The 14,622-nt window shown below is 40.8% G+C and carries 18 protein-coding genes; all 18 read left to right on the forward strand.

Annotation, left to right across the window (positions count from 1 at the left end; all coding sequences use genetic code 11):
* Positions 1–85 precede the first annotated feature (85 nt).
* The 18 genes from ACQQ5U_RS14420 to ACQQ5U_RS14505 all read left to right on the forward strand — a co-directional run bounded on the left by ACQQ5U_RS14420 (position 86) and on the right by ACQQ5U_RS14505 (position 14,581).
* The gene (locus tag ACQQ5U_RS14420; protein ID WP_437398558.1) at positions 86–598 is read left to right on the forward strand and encodes a c-type cytochrome; all 513 of its coding nucleotides are present in this window, start codon (positions 86–88) and stop codon (positions 596–598) included.
* 5 nt (positions 599–603) lie between these two features.
* Positions 604–1,185 carry a fasciclin domain-containing protein gene (locus tag ACQQ5U_RS14425; RefSeq protein WP_437398560.1) on the forward strand — a complete coding sequence of 194 codons (582 nt, stop codon included), beginning with the start codon at positions 604–606 and terminating at the stop codon, positions 1,183–1,185.
* A gap of 68 nt (positions 1,186–1,253) precedes the next feature.
* Positions 1,254–3,176 carry a Sec-dependent nitrous-oxide reductase gene (gene nosZ, locus ACQQ5U_RS14430; protein ID WP_437398795.1) on the forward strand — a complete coding sequence of 641 codons (1,923 nt, stop codon included), beginning with the start codon at positions 1,254–1,256 and terminating at the stop codon, positions 3,174–3,176.
* A 123-nt stretch (positions 3,177–3,299) separates the two neighbouring features.
* Positions 3,300–3,911 carry a hypothetical protein gene (locus tag ACQQ5U_RS14435; protein ID WP_437398562.1) on the forward strand — a complete coding sequence of 204 codons (612 nt, stop codon included), beginning with the start codon at positions 3,300–3,302 and terminating at the stop codon, positions 3,909–3,911.
* Between the two features lie 10 nt (positions 3,912–3,921).
* Positions 3,922–4,350 carry a nitrous oxide reductase accessory protein NosL gene (locus ACQQ5U_RS14440; RefSeq protein ID WP_437398563.1) on the forward strand — a complete coding sequence of 143 codons (429 nt, stop codon included), beginning with the start codon at positions 3,922–3,924 and terminating at the stop codon, positions 4,348–4,350.
* Positions 4,351–4,376: 26 nt separating this feature from the next.
* Positions 4,377–4,670 (forward strand): cupin domain-containing protein, encoded by a 294-nt coding sequence (locus ACQQ5U_RS14445; RefSeq protein ID WP_414458422.1) that lies wholly within the window; start codon positions 4,377–4,379, stop codon positions 4,668–4,670.
* 104 nt (positions 4,671–4,774) lie between these two features.
* Positions 4,775–5,980, forward strand: coding sequence for a nitrous oxide reductase family maturation protein NosD (locus tag ACQQ5U_RS14450; RefSeq protein WP_437398797.1), 1,206 nt, complete (start codon positions 4,775–4,777; stop codon positions 5,978–5,980).
* Positions 5,977–6,690, forward strand: coding sequence for an ABC transporter ATP-binding protein (locus tag ACQQ5U_RS14455; RefSeq protein WP_437398565.1), 714 nt, complete (start codon positions 5,977–5,979; stop codon positions 6,688–6,690). Before ACQQ5U_RS14450 ends, ACQQ5U_RS14455 begins: the two co-directional genes overlap by 4 nt.
* The gene (locus ACQQ5U_RS14460) at positions 6,683–7,465 is read left to right on the forward strand and encodes an ABC transporter permease (protein WP_437398567.1); all 783 of its coding nucleotides are present in this window, start codon (positions 6,683–6,685) and stop codon (positions 7,463–7,465) included. Before ACQQ5U_RS14455 ends, ACQQ5U_RS14460 begins: the two co-directional genes overlap by 8 nt.
* Positions 7,466–7,487: 22 nt before the next feature.
* A complete protein-coding gene (locus ACQQ5U_RS14465) occupies positions 7,488–8,690 on the forward strand; it encodes a hypothetical protein (protein WP_437398569.1) in 1,203 nt (400 codons plus the stop codon).
* A 143-nt stretch (positions 8,691–8,833) separates the two neighbouring features.
* Positions 8,834–9,268 (forward strand): RrF2 family transcriptional regulator, encoded by a 435-nt coding sequence (locus ACQQ5U_RS14470; RefSeq protein ID WP_437398798.1) that lies wholly within the window; start codon positions 8,834–8,836, stop codon positions 9,266–9,268.
* A 33-nt stretch (positions 9,269–9,301) separates the two neighbouring features.
* Positions 9,302–9,688, forward strand: coding sequence for a group III truncated hemoglobin (locus ACQQ5U_RS14475; protein WP_437398570.1), 387 nt, complete (start codon positions 9,302–9,304; stop codon positions 9,686–9,688).
* 424 nt (positions 9,689–10,112) lie between these two features.
* Entirely contained in the window at positions 10,113–10,871 is a 759-nt protein-coding gene (locus tag ACQQ5U_RS14480) for a type 1 glutamine amidotransferase domain-containing protein (protein WP_437398571.1), read from the forward strand.
* A 52-nt stretch (positions 10,872–10,923) separates the two neighbouring features.
* A complete protein-coding gene (locus tag ACQQ5U_RS14485; protein ID WP_437398573.1) occupies positions 10,924–12,012 on the forward strand; it encodes an NAD(P)H-dependent flavin oxidoreductase in 1,089 nt (362 codons plus the stop codon).
* A gap of 98 nt (positions 12,013–12,110) precedes the next feature.
* Positions 12,111–12,857, forward strand: coding sequence for an SDR family NAD(P)-dependent oxidoreductase (locus ACQQ5U_RS14490; protein ID WP_437398575.1), 747 nt, complete (start codon positions 12,111–12,113; stop codon positions 12,855–12,857).
* Positions 12,858–12,929: 72 nt separating this feature from the next.
* Positions 12,930–13,331, forward strand: coding sequence for a hypothetical protein (locus ACQQ5U_RS14495; RefSeq protein ID WP_437398576.1), 402 nt, complete (start codon positions 12,930–12,932; stop codon positions 13,329–13,331).
* A gap of 173 nt (positions 13,332–13,504) precedes the next feature.
* Positions 13,505–13,708 carry a tautomerase family protein gene (locus tag ACQQ5U_RS14500; RefSeq protein ID WP_437398577.1) on the forward strand — a complete coding sequence of 68 codons (204 nt, stop codon included), beginning with the start codon at positions 13,505–13,507 and terminating at the stop codon, positions 13,706–13,708.
* A gap of 12 nt (positions 13,709–13,720) precedes the next feature.
* Positions 13,721–14,581, forward strand: a complete 861-nt coding sequence (locus tag ACQQ5U_RS14505; RefSeq protein ID WP_437398579.1) for an alpha/beta fold hydrolase — start codon at positions 13,721–13,723, stop codon at positions 14,579–14,581.
* The last annotated feature ends 41 nt before the right edge of the window (positions 14,582–14,622 follow it).

A 14,622-nucleotide genomic window follows, 5' to 3' on the forward strand; every position in this document is an offset into this window, starting at 1 on the left:
ATTTTTATCCTTTTTATGATTAATATCATGTTATACCTATTTGTCACTATATACATTTGAATCAAATTTTAAAACCATTTAATACATGAAGACTATAATAAAAGGAATAGCCCTGCTCTTTGCCATGGTCATGATAGGATGTGGAGGAAAGAATGAAAAGGAAAAAGAGGAAGGCTTTAGCGTACAACGTAAAAAGGCTCCCACAGAACAGCCTACAGAAACCAATGCGACCAATGAGGTAAAGGCCTCCGAACGTGTGGACATGACCACGATAGGGGTTGGTCCGATCAAATCCGTTGAACTGGGGCCAGATATTGATCAAGCCATGGTCGCAAATGGAAAAGAGGTTTATGATCAAATGTGTTTAGCTTGCCATAGAATTGGTAAAAAATTTATTGGTCCCCCTCCCAATGGAGTATTGGAACGAAGAACCCCTGAATGGGTTATGAACATGATCTTGAACCCCCAAGAAATGGTACAACAAGATCCTTTGGCCAAAGATCTACTCCAAGAATTCAATGGATCGCCAATGTCCAACCAAGGGTTAACGGAAGATCAGGCCAGAGCTATTCTCGAATACTTTAGAACCTTAAAATAAATTGTATGAGATCAACCATTAAACTCAGTACCATGGGACTATTTCTACTACTAGCGCTCAACAGCAGTTGTAAGGATAGGGCCCAGAACCAAACCACGGTTTCCGACCAAAACGCATCCGAGGCTATATTGGAAAACAATAAAGGACAGGCCTTTATAGAAGATGATGAGTCCACACCCAATGTGCTACAAATAGCCATAGGATCAGCTGATCATACCACCTTGGTCGCAGCCGTACAGGCCGCTGAACTGGAGAATGTTTTGGTAAATGCCGGACCCCTAATGGTGTTCGCGCCGACCAATGCCGCTTTTGATGCGTTGCCAGAAGGAACCGTAGAAGACCTATTGAAGCCTGAAAACAAGGATGCCCTGGCAAACATCCTCAAATACCATGTAACCCCAGGCAACTATTCCAAGGACTTTTTAAAAAAATTCAAAAAACTGGGACAGGCCAATAACCAAAATGTTTCCGTGGAAGTTAAAGGTGATGATGTCTTTATCGGGGGTGCCAAGATAATTGGTAGTGTACCCGCAGGAAATGGAATCGTACATGTCGTGGACAAGGTCATCCTACCTCCTGCTCAATAAACAATATAAAACCAAAAAAACGAATAAACCCTAAAACAATGAAAATTCATAATCATTTTATAATGACCATGGGAGCAGCCCTGATGCTGGTCTCCTGCGGCCAACAAAACCAAAGTTCGAACGGGGCATTGTCATCCAGTGCTGCCGAAAAAGTATATGTTGCCCCAGGGGAACAAGATGAGTTTTACGCCTTTTTATCTGGAGGATATAGTGGTAACCTTACCGTGTATGGTTTACCATCAGGTAGAATGTTCAAAGAAATACCAGTATTCTCCCAATTCCCGACTTCCGGGTATGGCTATTCCGAAGAAACTGTCCCTATGTTGAACACCTCCCATGGATTTGTGCCTTGGGACGACCTTCACCACCCAGATATTTCCCAGACCAATGGGGAGTTGGACGGTAGATGGATCTTTGTGAACGGAAACAACACCCCCCGTATTGCAAGAGTCGATTTGAGCACATTTGAAACAGCTGAGATCATTGAGGTACCCAACAGTGCCGGGAACCACAGTTCGTCCTTTATTACGGAGAATACAGAATATGTTGTGGCCGGTACCCGTTTTGCCGTACCCGTACCCCAAAGGGATATGTCCATCAGTGAATACAAAGGAAACTTCAAAGGTGCCCTGACTTTTATAAGTGTGGATCCTGAACATGGACATATGGCCATCAAGTTTCAATTGTTGATGCCCGGGTTCAACTATGATCTTTCACACCCAGGTAGGGGAAAATCCCATGGATGGTTCTTCTTTACCACTTATAATACCGAAGAGGCCAATACTCTATTGGAAGTAAATGCCTCTCAAAATGACAAAGATTTCATTGCAGCCATCAACTGGAAAAAAATCGAAGAGTATGTGAACAATGGCGGGGGAACTAAAATGCCGGCCAACTATGCACACAATGTATATGATGAGCATTCGCACACAGGCACATCCACAATGCGTAAGGAGGTACTCACCGTTGATCCAACAAAAGTACCTGGAGCAGTTTACTTTTTGCCAACACCTAAATCCCCTCACGGATGTGATGTTGATCCATCAGGAGAATACATTATCGGTAACGGAAAACTATCTGCTGATTTAACCGTACACTCCTTTGATAAAATGATTGCCGCCATTGAAGGTGAGAAATTCGATGGGGAAGCCTATGGAATCCCAATCCTAAAATTTGAAGATGTATTGGCAGGACAAGTAAAAAGTGGAGGCCTCGGTCCACTACATACCGAATTTGACGGTAAAGGAAATGCCTATACCACCTTCTTTATTTCCTCGGAAGTGGTCAAATGGAAATTGGGCACTTGGGAGGTCATTGACAGAAAACCAACGTACTACTCCGTGGGTCACCTTATGATTCCTGGAGGTAACTCGAGAAAACCATTTGGTCAATACGTAGTGGCTATGAACAAAATTACCAAGGACCGATACTTGCCCACTGGTCCGGAAATGGAACACTCTGCACAGATCTATGACATATCAGGGGACAAAATGGAATTGATCTATGACTTCCCAACACACGGCGAGCCCCACTACGCTGCGGGATGCCCAGCTGAGTTGTTGGCCCCGAAATCACAGAAAATCTATCGATTGGATGAAAACCAGCACCCCTACGCCGTAACAACCGCTGATGGTTCAAAGGTAGTTCGTGATGGTAACGAGGTACATGTATACATGTCCACAATTCGCAGTCACTTTACCCCGGACAATATTGAGGGTATCAAGGTCGGTGATAAGGTATATTTCCATATCACCAACCACGAGCAGGATTTTGATGTGCCCCATGGCTTTGCCATCTTGGGTCAAAACTCCTCCGAACTTTTAGTGATGCCAGGACAAACCAAGACATCGGTCTGGGAGCCCAAACAAGTTGGGGTATGGCCATTCTACTGTACAGACTTCTGTTCGGCCCTGCACCAAGAAATGCAAGGATATGTCAGGGTCTCCCCTGCCAATTCCAACACAGAATTGAAATGGTCACTTGGTGAATAATTCGGATTGACTCACCAATGAATGAAGCGGGCTGCGTCCACGACCTGCCCGCTTTTTTACAAATTGACAAACTACCATCGACCAAAAAACCGCACTCAGTTTGTAACCTATAAATTAAAAGAAATGAAAAAGGCTAGTATATTAATGATCTTTGGCCCGCTCTTCCTATTGGGATTATACATTTTCCCACTTTGGAACATTATGTTGGGTGCTCCACAATATCCTGATCCCTTGGGATTGAACATCCATATCAACGGTCTAAAGGGAGTAAGCGAATTTGACATCCAAAACATTGATGGCCTGAACCACTATATAGGAATGCACACGCTCCCAAAAGCTGAAGACATGTGGGAATTTAGCACCTTTCCGATGGTTATCGGAATCATGGTGGCCCTTGGGGTGTTGATCGGGTTATTGGGTTACTTCAACAAGGTTAGCTACAAATGGTTTCTTGGTTGGTTCGTACTGATGTCCATTATGGGTATATTGGGCATGTACGATTTCAATGAATGGTTGGTGGACTATGGTACGAATCTGGACCCCAATGCCATCATGAAATTGACCAATCCCGACGGAACAGCGATGACCTATAAACCTCCGTTATTGGGACATGTAAAGATGTTGAATTTTGATGTAACCTCCATGCCTGCATCTGGAGGTTGGCTCATGTTCGTTGGCATGATGCTTACCTTGGCCGCAGGATTTTTGGGGTGGAAAAACACTAAAAAACAATAAAATATTCATTATGAAACCATCCATTATCTTATTTCTTGTAATCTTTGGTTGTGTTATGGGCTGCTCCGTAAGTCCAAAACCCATTGATTACGGTCATGTTGGTTGTCATTATTGTAGTATGACCATTGTTGACAAACAACACGCAGCACAGCTCGTCACCACCAAAGGCAAGGTATTCAATTTTGACGCCGTGGAATGTATGTTGAACCAATTAAAGGACGATCAAACCGAGATGGCCCTGTTTTTGGTCAATGATTTTGACCGACCCGGTGAACTGGTGGATGCCAAAAATGCCACCTATTTGATCAGCGAGAATATTCCCAGTCCTATGGGTGCCTTTCTAAGTGCATTTTCCGAGCAAAAGGCTGCCCAAAACACATTGGATGACAATGGTGGGAAACTCCTATCCTGGACCGAATTAAAACAAGAATATAAATAACAAAGTAAAAGTTTAAACCCATGTATATGATCGATATTGACAATACAATTACCCAACAACCTTTTGATGGTCTACAGATAGAACAATTGGTCAAAAACCCATCCTTGGAAATCTTGAGCATCAGCTTGGCCAAAAATGCGGTATTTCCAAATCACACATCCCCAAAAGATGCCCATTTGATCGTCTTGGAAGGTTCCATCAATTTTCATATTGAGAACCAAATTGTTAATTTAACAGCACAACAACATTTTGGTTTTTCCAAAGAAGTGGAGCATTGGGTAACGGCCAAGGAAGACACCAAGTTTTTGATCATCAGATAAAAATTGCTTTGTTTTCATTTTAAAAAGGTGCCACTGAGCACTTTAATTACAAAGACACCATGATATTCAACAATCCACATCACAAATATATCCTAGGATTGATCATGCTTCTGTTGGGACCATTGGTATGGGCCAAGACCTGGACCGTCTGCCCAACCTGTGAGCATAGTTCCATCAAGGAGACGATTCAACAGGCCAATGCCAATGACACTTTGTTGGTTCAAAAAGGAACCTATAGAGAATTTGAAATTCTGGTGGACAGGCCCTTGGTCATCAAAGGAGTCGATTATCCCATTATCGACGGAGAAAAAAGGGGCGAGATCTTTAGGGTTCAATCGGACGGTGTGACCCTGGATGGTCTATTCATTATCAATGTAGGAGTCAGCTACACAAAGGACAATGCAGCCATCCGGGTAATCAGAAGTAAAAATTTTCTCATCCAAAATATGGTACTGGAACAATTATTTTTCGGTATCTATTTAGAAAAATCATCCCATGGCAAAGTATACCATAATAGAATCATCGGAGAAGCCGTGGACGAATACAATTCGGGGAACGGAATCCAACTTTGGTATTCCTCGGATGTAGAGGTAAGTAAAAACCACGTTCAGGGAACCCGGGATGGTATCTATTTGGAGTTCTCCGATCAAATCACAATTACAGATAATGTGAGCAGGGACAATCTTCGATACGGACTCCATTTCATGTTTTCCGACCATGATGTCTATACCCACAATACTTTTGAGAACAATGGTGCCGGAGTGGCAGTTATGTTCTCAAAGTTCATCACCATGAAGAAAAATACGTTTCGAAAGAATTGGGGCACAGCAGCCTATGGTATGTTGTTAAAAGAAATCAACGACGCGGAAATCAGCGAAAATACTTTTGAAGAAAATACCATTGGTATAAATATCGAAGGATCTAACCGAATCAAGTATACCGATAACGATTTTATTGGCAATGGTTGGGCCATTCGTGTTATTGGAGCTTGCTACACCAATAGTTTTAAGGGCAACAATTTCCTTTACAATTCCTTCGACATTTCTTACAACAGCAAACTGAACGACAATGTATTCGAAGGAAACTTTTGGAGCAGTTATACCGGTTATGATCTCGACAAGGATGGTACTGGTGATGTACCTTATCGTCCCGTGAAATTGTTTTCCTATGTAGTAAATCGAACCCCGGAAACCATTGTTTTGTTGCGGAGCCTTTTCATGGATATTATTGATTTCTCCGAACGGGTCTCCCCTGTCTTCACGCCTGATAATTTAAAAGATGCCCAACCTTTAATGAAAATACGATCATGACCATTGCAATAAACAATCTTCATAAGCGATTTGGAAAAAACCAAGTATTGAAAGGAGTAGATCTATCCATTGACGAAGGCCATATTTATGCCATTCTTGGACCCAACGGTTCGGGCAAGACTACTTTAATCAAGAGTATCTTAGGCATGGTAATTCCCGATAAAGGTAGTATCACCGTACTGGACAGGGCCATCAAAAAGGACTGGAAATACCGCAAAAAAATTGACTATCTCCCCCAGATCGCCAATTTTCCTCCCAACATCAAGGTCAAGGAATTGATTCACATGATCAAGGACCTAAGGAACAGCCCCAGTGCTGAGAAAGAGCTTATCGAGCTATTTGGACTGGGCCCCTTCTTGGACAAAAAACTGTCAACCCTTTCCGGGGGTACCAAACAAAAGGTGAACATTGTACTGACCTTTATGTTCGACAGTCCCTTGATCATCCTGGATGAACCCACCACAGGCTTGGATCCAAAGGCCTTGATTCGTTTAAAGGAATTGATCCAAAAAGAGAAAACCCAGGGAAAAACCATTTTGATTACCACGCACATTATGCAGTTTGTGGAAGAAATGGCCGATGAGATACTCTATTTGCTGGAAGGGGAGATTTATTTTAAGGGGAGTATCGAAAAACTTTTGGAACAGACCGATCAATCCAATTTTGAACACGCCATTGCGGCCATAACCACAACGGAAAGCCATGCTTAAAATATTGAAATACAGTTTTTATGATCTTATACGCAGCCGTTGGAGCTACGTTTACTTTCTGTTTTACCTCGCTCTTGGCTTTGTGTTGTTGTTCCTGAACAATGATGTCTCCAAGGCTGTGATTACCTTAATGAACGTGATCATTATCCTGATTCCATTGATAGGCACCATTTTCGGGGTGATGTACTATTACAATTCCCGAGAATTCACTGAACTTTTATTGGCGCAGCCCATCAAACGTAGTTCCATTTTTATGGGGCAGTATTTTGGTGTGGCGGGTTCGTTGACCCTTAGTTTGGTATTGGGCCTTGGAATCCCTTTTCTATTATATGGCCTGCTAAGGAGCGATGCTATTTTTGATTTCTCCCTCTTATTGGTCACAGGAGCTTTTCTGACTTTTATATTCGTGGGACTTTCCTTTGTAATTGCAATATCCAACGAAAATAAAATCAAGGGATTTGGATATGCCGTATTGCTATGGCTTTTCTTGGCCGTGGTCTATGATGGCTTGTTCCTTATGTCCCTCATCATGTTTGAGGAATATCCTTTGGATACTTTTTCATTGGTGGTCACCGCGCTCAACCCCATAGATCTTTCAAGGATATTGATATTGCTCAAATTGGACATCTCGGCCCTCTTGGGATATACTGGTGCCATTTTTAAAAAATTCTTTGGGACCGATTTGGGTTTTCTGGTCTCCATGGCCATTCTGTTGGTATGGACCATATTGCCCATATTGGGATTGCGGTACAAAGCAAAAAGAAAGGATTTTTAACAGGTAGCATTCGCAACAGCGTATGAAGGAAAACGTATACCGACAACATCTTCGAATTGCCGTTATCTATTTTGGTATCGCTACTGTATTGGGTATACTACTTCGCTCCTATTCCATCTTTTCCTTTGGGTTCAACTATAAATATATGGTCCATGCCCATTCGCACATTGCATTATTGGGTTGGGTATACGTGGGGTTGACCACTTTGCTCCATTATTGTTTTGTGGACAGGAACACATCCAGTAAAAGGTATACGTACATTTTTATTGGTACACAAGGCACCTTAATCGGTATGTTGTTGACCTTTCCGTTTCAAGGGTATGCCCTATTTTCTATTATTTTCTCGACCTTTTTTCTGGTTGTATCCTATATCTACACCTACTATTTCTGGAAAAACATTGACCCAAAATATAAAGAAAGTAAAGGCCTAACATGTGTAAAAGCGGCGCTTGTTTATATGGTGATTTCCAGTTTGGGGCCTTGGGCCTTGGGAATAATTATGAATACCTTGGGGGGCCAATCTATTTGGTATCGCCTGTCCATTTACTTTTATCTCCACTTTCAATACAACGGTTGGATGATACTTGCCCTAATCGGATTGTTTATTTACTCGATGGAACTCCGTGGCCTGGAACTTCCCAGAACAAGTTTTACCCGATTTTTCCTTACCCTTAACACGGGCATAATACTCACCTTTTTCTTATCCACTCTATGGACTGAACCACCTTTAGGAATATATGTAATGGCAGGATTGGGTGCTGTGGCACAACTCTTCGCCTTTGGATATTTGTGGTCCCTTACCAAGAATGGGGTTTCACTGTTATCCCTATCCAACACCCAACATCTTATCCTTAAATCAATTATAATTTTAGGGTTGATCAAACTTAACTTACAGCTATTGACCGTTATACCCTATTTTTCCAGAATGGCCACAATATATCTCGACTTGACCATAGGTTACTTGCACTTGACCTTTTTGGGGGTCATCAGTATGGGTATCTTCTTTTTCATGAACCATTTTGGTTTGTTCCAAATATCCAAGAAAGCCTTTTTATGTTATCTATCGGGATTCATACTTTCTGAAGTCCTTATTTTTTATAAAGGGCTTTTTGCATGGCAGGGAATCGCAGCATTTAATGGATATGCCGAAATATTGGCTCTAAGTTATGTTTTGATTCCATTGAGTTTAGCCATCATTTTGATACAAAACCGTTCCAGATTTTAGATTCTCTTCTTCAATTTGATTATACCATCCTACGTTTATATATCCGAAATCCAATTAATCAATGCCTACTTAAGATAAGTAAAGGACAATTTTATCTTAAATGTTTTAATCGTATCTTTGCGCGTAAATAAGTTCCCCATATGATGTTTTCAAAAGCCTGTGAATATGGCATTCGTGCAGCGGTTTATATTGCATTGCAATCTTTGGAAGAAAGACGTGTCAGTGTAAATGAAATAGCAAAAGAAATCGATTCCCCAATAGCCTTCACCGCCAAAATTTTACAGCAACTCACTAGAAATAACATCATCCATTCTGTAAAGGGGCCTACGGGCGGGTTCGAGATTGAACGGGAAGATATGCATACAGTTAAGTTGAGCATGATCGTTAAGGCCATTGATGGCGATAAGGTATATACCGGATGTGGTCTAGGACTTAAGGAATGTAACGCCCAAAAACCCTGCCCCCTGCATGATAAGTTTCTTGATATACGAACCGATCTCCGAAATATGTTGAAAAGTACCAGTTTATTTGAACTGGCCACAGGTTTGGAGGTTGGATTGACCTATTTAAAGCGTTAAAGAGATGAAAAACTTAACGAATCCTAAAAGGCAATGACAAATACAAAGGAAATATTAAGTCTCGAGGATATTAAGCAAATGGTAGACCTTTTCTATGGAAAAGTGCGCAAGGATCCCTTATTGGCCGATATTTTTAATGAAGTGATACAGGATAATTGGCCCGCCCACTTAGAAAAAATGTACCGCTTTTGGCAAACAGTTCTATTGCCTGAACACACCTATAATGGAAGTCCCTTTGCTCCCCATGCCAAACTCCCCGTCAAACAAGAGCACTTTAATCGTTGGAAGCAACTCTTTTTCGAGACCATTGATGAAAATTTCTCAGGCGATAAAGCAACAGAGGCCAAGTTCCGGGCCACAAAAATGGCTGAGATGTTCCAATATAAGATTGCATATTTTCAAAATAATAAAAGCATCTAAACATCCAATATTAAGAAGCTTTATTAACCTTGCATATCAAAAACGGATTTTGCAAAACGTTTGCCCTAATTTTTAATGTTAATCCCTGTGGAGCATGAGAACATGCAAAGCAATCCATTTTATCCCTTTGGCGCCCATATTAATGCGAGGCCAATTTTATTAGATAGTTCTTCGTCATATAACGAGCCCATTTTTCCACCAATTGCTAAGGGTTGGATTTCTTTTTCTTTTGGTTAATGCCAATTTCATTTGACCCCATAAAATATGGGTGTAAAAGTGTGAGAAATCTTCTTGGGAGTTAGTTTTCCACAATAGGTTTTGTGACCTAAATCACATCTAAAAAGTGATTTACATCCTTCCTGCTTCTTTAGGTTCAAAGAATCTTTGCAATACAATTTTTAAAACAAAAAAATTATCTCATCCCATGAAAAATTTAATCACTATTCTGGCATTATTGGTCTTTAGTATCGCAAAAGTTTCAGCCCAAGAAAACATAAAAGTGCTAATGGTTCTTACATCACATGACAAACTAGGTGAAACAGGTAAGAAAACTGGTTTTTGGATTGAAGAATTTGCCACACCATATTACTTTTTAAAAGATAAGGGAGTCAATATTACGATTGCCACACCTAAAGGTGGACAAGCTCCAATAGATCCGAAAAGCAATGACCCTTCCTTTCAAACTGATGCCACCAAACGATATTTTGAAGACACCGAAGCTCAAAAACAGATAAAAAACACTGTTAAACTATCTTCGGTAAACGAGAATAAATACGATGCCGTTTTTTATCCCGGTGGGCATGGACCACTTTGGGATTTGGCCAACGATAAGCATTCCATTGCTCTTTTGGAATCTTTTAATAGAAGTAAAAAACCTATGGCATTGATATGCCATGCTCCAAGTGCACTCAAATATGTAAAAGGAGAAAACGGGAACCTCCTTGTTAAAGGTAAAAGAGTGGCTGGTTTTAGTAATTCGGAGGAAGAAGCCGTAAAACTTACAAAGGTCATTCCGTTTTTAGTGGAGGATATGTTAACTGAAAATGGGGGCATCTATGAAAAAGGTCCTGATTGGTCTTCATTTGTGGTAAAAGAAGGAAATCTTATTACAGGTCAAAATCCACAGTCGTCGAAAGAAGCAGCCGAACTACTATATAAAATGATTCTGGAAGCAGGGCATTGATTGGTTTACACCTATCACAAGAGGCTATAAATACTTGATTAAAACAAGTCAAATGAATTGGAAAAATGATTTAACCCAGATATTGAAAATCTCCTACCCCATAATTCAAGGGCCTTTTGGAGGTGGGTATTCATCCATATCTTTATCGGCAGCGGTAACCAATTTGGGGGGTATGGGTTCCTTTGGGGCCCATCATTTGAGCCACGATGAAATTTTAACCCTGGACAATCAACTAAAAACAAATTGTAAGGGAACCTACGCCATAAATCTTTGGGTTAAAAATGATAATTATAAAGATTTTTCCAATCAAGATTTTGAAAAGACAAAGGCTATTTTCAAACCCTACTTTGAAGAGTTGAATATCCCCGTTCCCGACAAACCTGTCTTGACCGAGGGCCATTCCTTCGATAATCAGTTGGAAGCCATTTTGAAAACAAAACCGCCCGTATTCAGTTTTGTATTCGGCGTACCTGACGAATCCATTATCAAGGAATGTAAAAAACGTGGCATTTTAACATTGGGAACGGCCACTACGGTAGAAGAGGCCGTTTTACTCGAGGATGCCAAGGTGGATGCCATAGTAGCTACCGGGTTTGAGGCAGGGGGACATAGGGTGGCCTTTGAAGATGAACCTGAAAACAATTTGATCGGTAACATTTCTTTGATTCCCCGGGTTGTTGATGCCGTTAAAACCCCGGTAATTGCCGCCGGAGGGATAGCTGATGGAAGAGGGATTGCAGCCGCCATGGTTCTTGGGGCAAAAGGGGTACAAATCGGAACTGCTTTTTTGGCCTGTCAGGAATCCAATGCCTCTATTGCACACAAAAAGGTGTTGTTCTCGCAAAAAGCGGAAAAAACCGTTCTCACCAAGTCCTTTACAGGTCGTTTGGCAAGGGGAACGGACAGTACATTGGCCCGCGAAACTTTACAGGATGCATCCAAGCTGGCGCCATATCCCATTCAAGGGCAGTTTATGCGATCCCTTCGAAATGCAGCGCTTCAAAATAATAGACTGGAATTAATTTCTTTTTGGTGCGGACAGTCCGCTCCTTTGATCAAAAGCAAAACCGCCAAAGGATTTTTTACCGCTCTTAAAATGGAAACAGAAAGTGTTTTCAATGAAATGGCCGATATCGCCTAGAAGACACCTATCATCAACAACACTATGCAAACGATGCAATTGTGACAGAGCATTAAACCAAATCAAACAGTACAAACAACAAAAACAAATTATAGAAAATGGAAAATTTCAAAGATAAAGTAGCCATCATTGTTGGTGGCACAAGCGGTATAGGAATGTCCACATGTGAACAATTACTTTCAAAAGGTGCATTTGTGCATGTCGTGGGCCGCAATACGGGAAAAGTTCACGATCACCAAAATCTCATCAAACACCAATTTGATATCACCGATAATGATCAATTGGATAAATTGATAGCAACGATTGGCTCGTTGGACAAAATCGATTACTTGGTAAATGCCTCGGGTATATTCCTCCCAAAGCCGTTCTTGGAACACACCAAGGAAGACTATAACTCATATTTAGATTTGAACAAGGGATTTTTCTTTTTAACCCAAGCAGTGGCATCAAAAATGAAGGAGAATAAGGGTGGTTCCATCGTAAATGTCGGTTCCATGTGGGCAAAACAAGCGGTAAAGGCAACACCTTCTTCGGCTTATTCCATGCAAAAAGCAGGATTGCACTCTTTGACCCAGCATTTGGCAATGGAATTGGCAGATTACAATATAAGGGTCAATGCCGTTTCACCGGCAGTTGTAAAAACCCCTGTATATCATGCAGTATTTGGAGGAAAGGACGAGGCGGAAAAGGCATTGGAAAGTTTCAATGGCTTTCACCCCGTTGGAAGAAACGGTTCTCCAAATGACATTGCAAACAGTATTATGTTCTTGTTATCCGAAAAAACATCGTGGGTAACGGGTGCCATATGGGATGTTGATGGAGGAGTTATGGCGGGACGGAACTAACCTCGCAATCAGAATTCAGGCAGGACAGATCTTCCATATAGGTGAAACCAATTACAGTTTAAATAATAGCAAATGAAAAAATCTGCAATTACATTAAGTGTTATTCTCTTTGCCATTGTTGTTCCTATTTTGGAAATCAATGCAACCCACGTTTTCAACCCCGATTGGACTCCCCACAGTAAAATCCATGAAGTTTGGCAATTATTTACCAATTCAAGCATTGGTATATTGTGTCTTTGGCTGGTTTGGATTAAAAACGATACCAAAATCAGTTCAATTTTATGTACAATGGTGATGGGTGGGTTTCTGTTATCCTTTGGTCTCAAGGAATTTTATGGTGGATCCATGAAATACTTGGATGGAAGTGAAAAAACACTTTTGGGAATCAATATTGGTGTATTGGGATTTGGGATTGCATTTATACTAATGCTGATAGTTTCTTTTATAGGAGAGAATAAAAAAAAGAATGCTTGACCAGCTCGATCAATAGATTTGGTTTCTAATAGCTTACAACTTTATTACTCTTTAAGAAATTCATGTTTAAATTTTGTGATCCAAATCACTTTTTTTAAGTGATTTGGATCCTTTCCATTTGCGTTAATTCATAGCAATTTTGTTTCATTATTAAAAACTTAAAAGAAAAAATTATGCCTTATATCAATATCAAAATTACCGATGAAGGAGTAACCAAAGAGCAAAAAAAACAGCTCATAGCAGGCACAACGCAATTGCTTGTTGATGTACTTAAAAAAGATCCCGAAACCACACATGTTGTAATTGAGGAAATACCAATTGATAATTGGGGAGTTCAAGGAAAAATGTATTCAGAAATTAAAAACTTAGGAAATTAAAAGATTGAGGAAATGCGCACTAGCACAGCATATTTGAGTAAAGAAATCGAAGGAATAAATATAGCTTATCGAGAGACAGGGGATCCCAAAAACAAGACCATCATACTATTGCATGGTTTCCCCGCATCATCCCACATGTATAGAAAAGTTCTTGATGGACTTTCCAATGAGTATCATCTCATTGCACCCGACTACCCAGGGTTTGGCGAAAGTGATTTTCCCGACCCAAGTACTTTCACATATTCCTTTGACAATTTGGCAAGGGTCATGGATGCTTTTATCGATAGCTTTGACTTGGACAATTTTTCCATAATGATGCAGGATTACGGAGCACCCATCGGGTTTAGGATCGCTACCGCCCATCCAGAAAAAATAACCGCCATCATAACCCAAAATGGAAATGCGTATGAAGAAGGTCTGGGAGATGGTTGGGCCGGAATCAGGGAACTTTGGGCCAATCGAAACGAAGAAACCGAAAATGCTCTTTTGCCCTATTTTGAAATTGAAGGGCTACAATGGATCTATACACACGGAACCCGAAATCCCGAAATGGTAAACCCCGATTGTTGGAACCTGGATTTTTTACGATTATCCAGACCCAATTCCCACAGGGCCAATTTGGATCTTTTCTATGATTATAAAAACAATCTGAAAGTCTATCCCAAGTGGCAACAATACTTACGGGACCATCAACCACCGGTCTTGGTGGTATGGGGTAAAAACGATATGTTTTTTCCGGAATCAGGGGCGGAAGCCTACAAACGAGATTTAAACTTGGTTGATTATCATATTTATGACACCGGACATTTTGCCCTAGAGGAGGAAGGAACCAACATCATAGCGAACATCCGTTCATTTATGAAATCTATATGATCAAGTTAGGGACGGGATGGTAGTTTTCGGAATAATTAAAA

The organism is Flagellimonas lutimaris, from assembly GCF_051494225.1.
In the GTDB taxonomy this organism is placed as follows: Bacteria; Bacteroidota; Bacteroidia; order Flavobacteriales; family Flavobacteriaceae; genus Flagellimonas; species Flagellimonas lutimaris_A.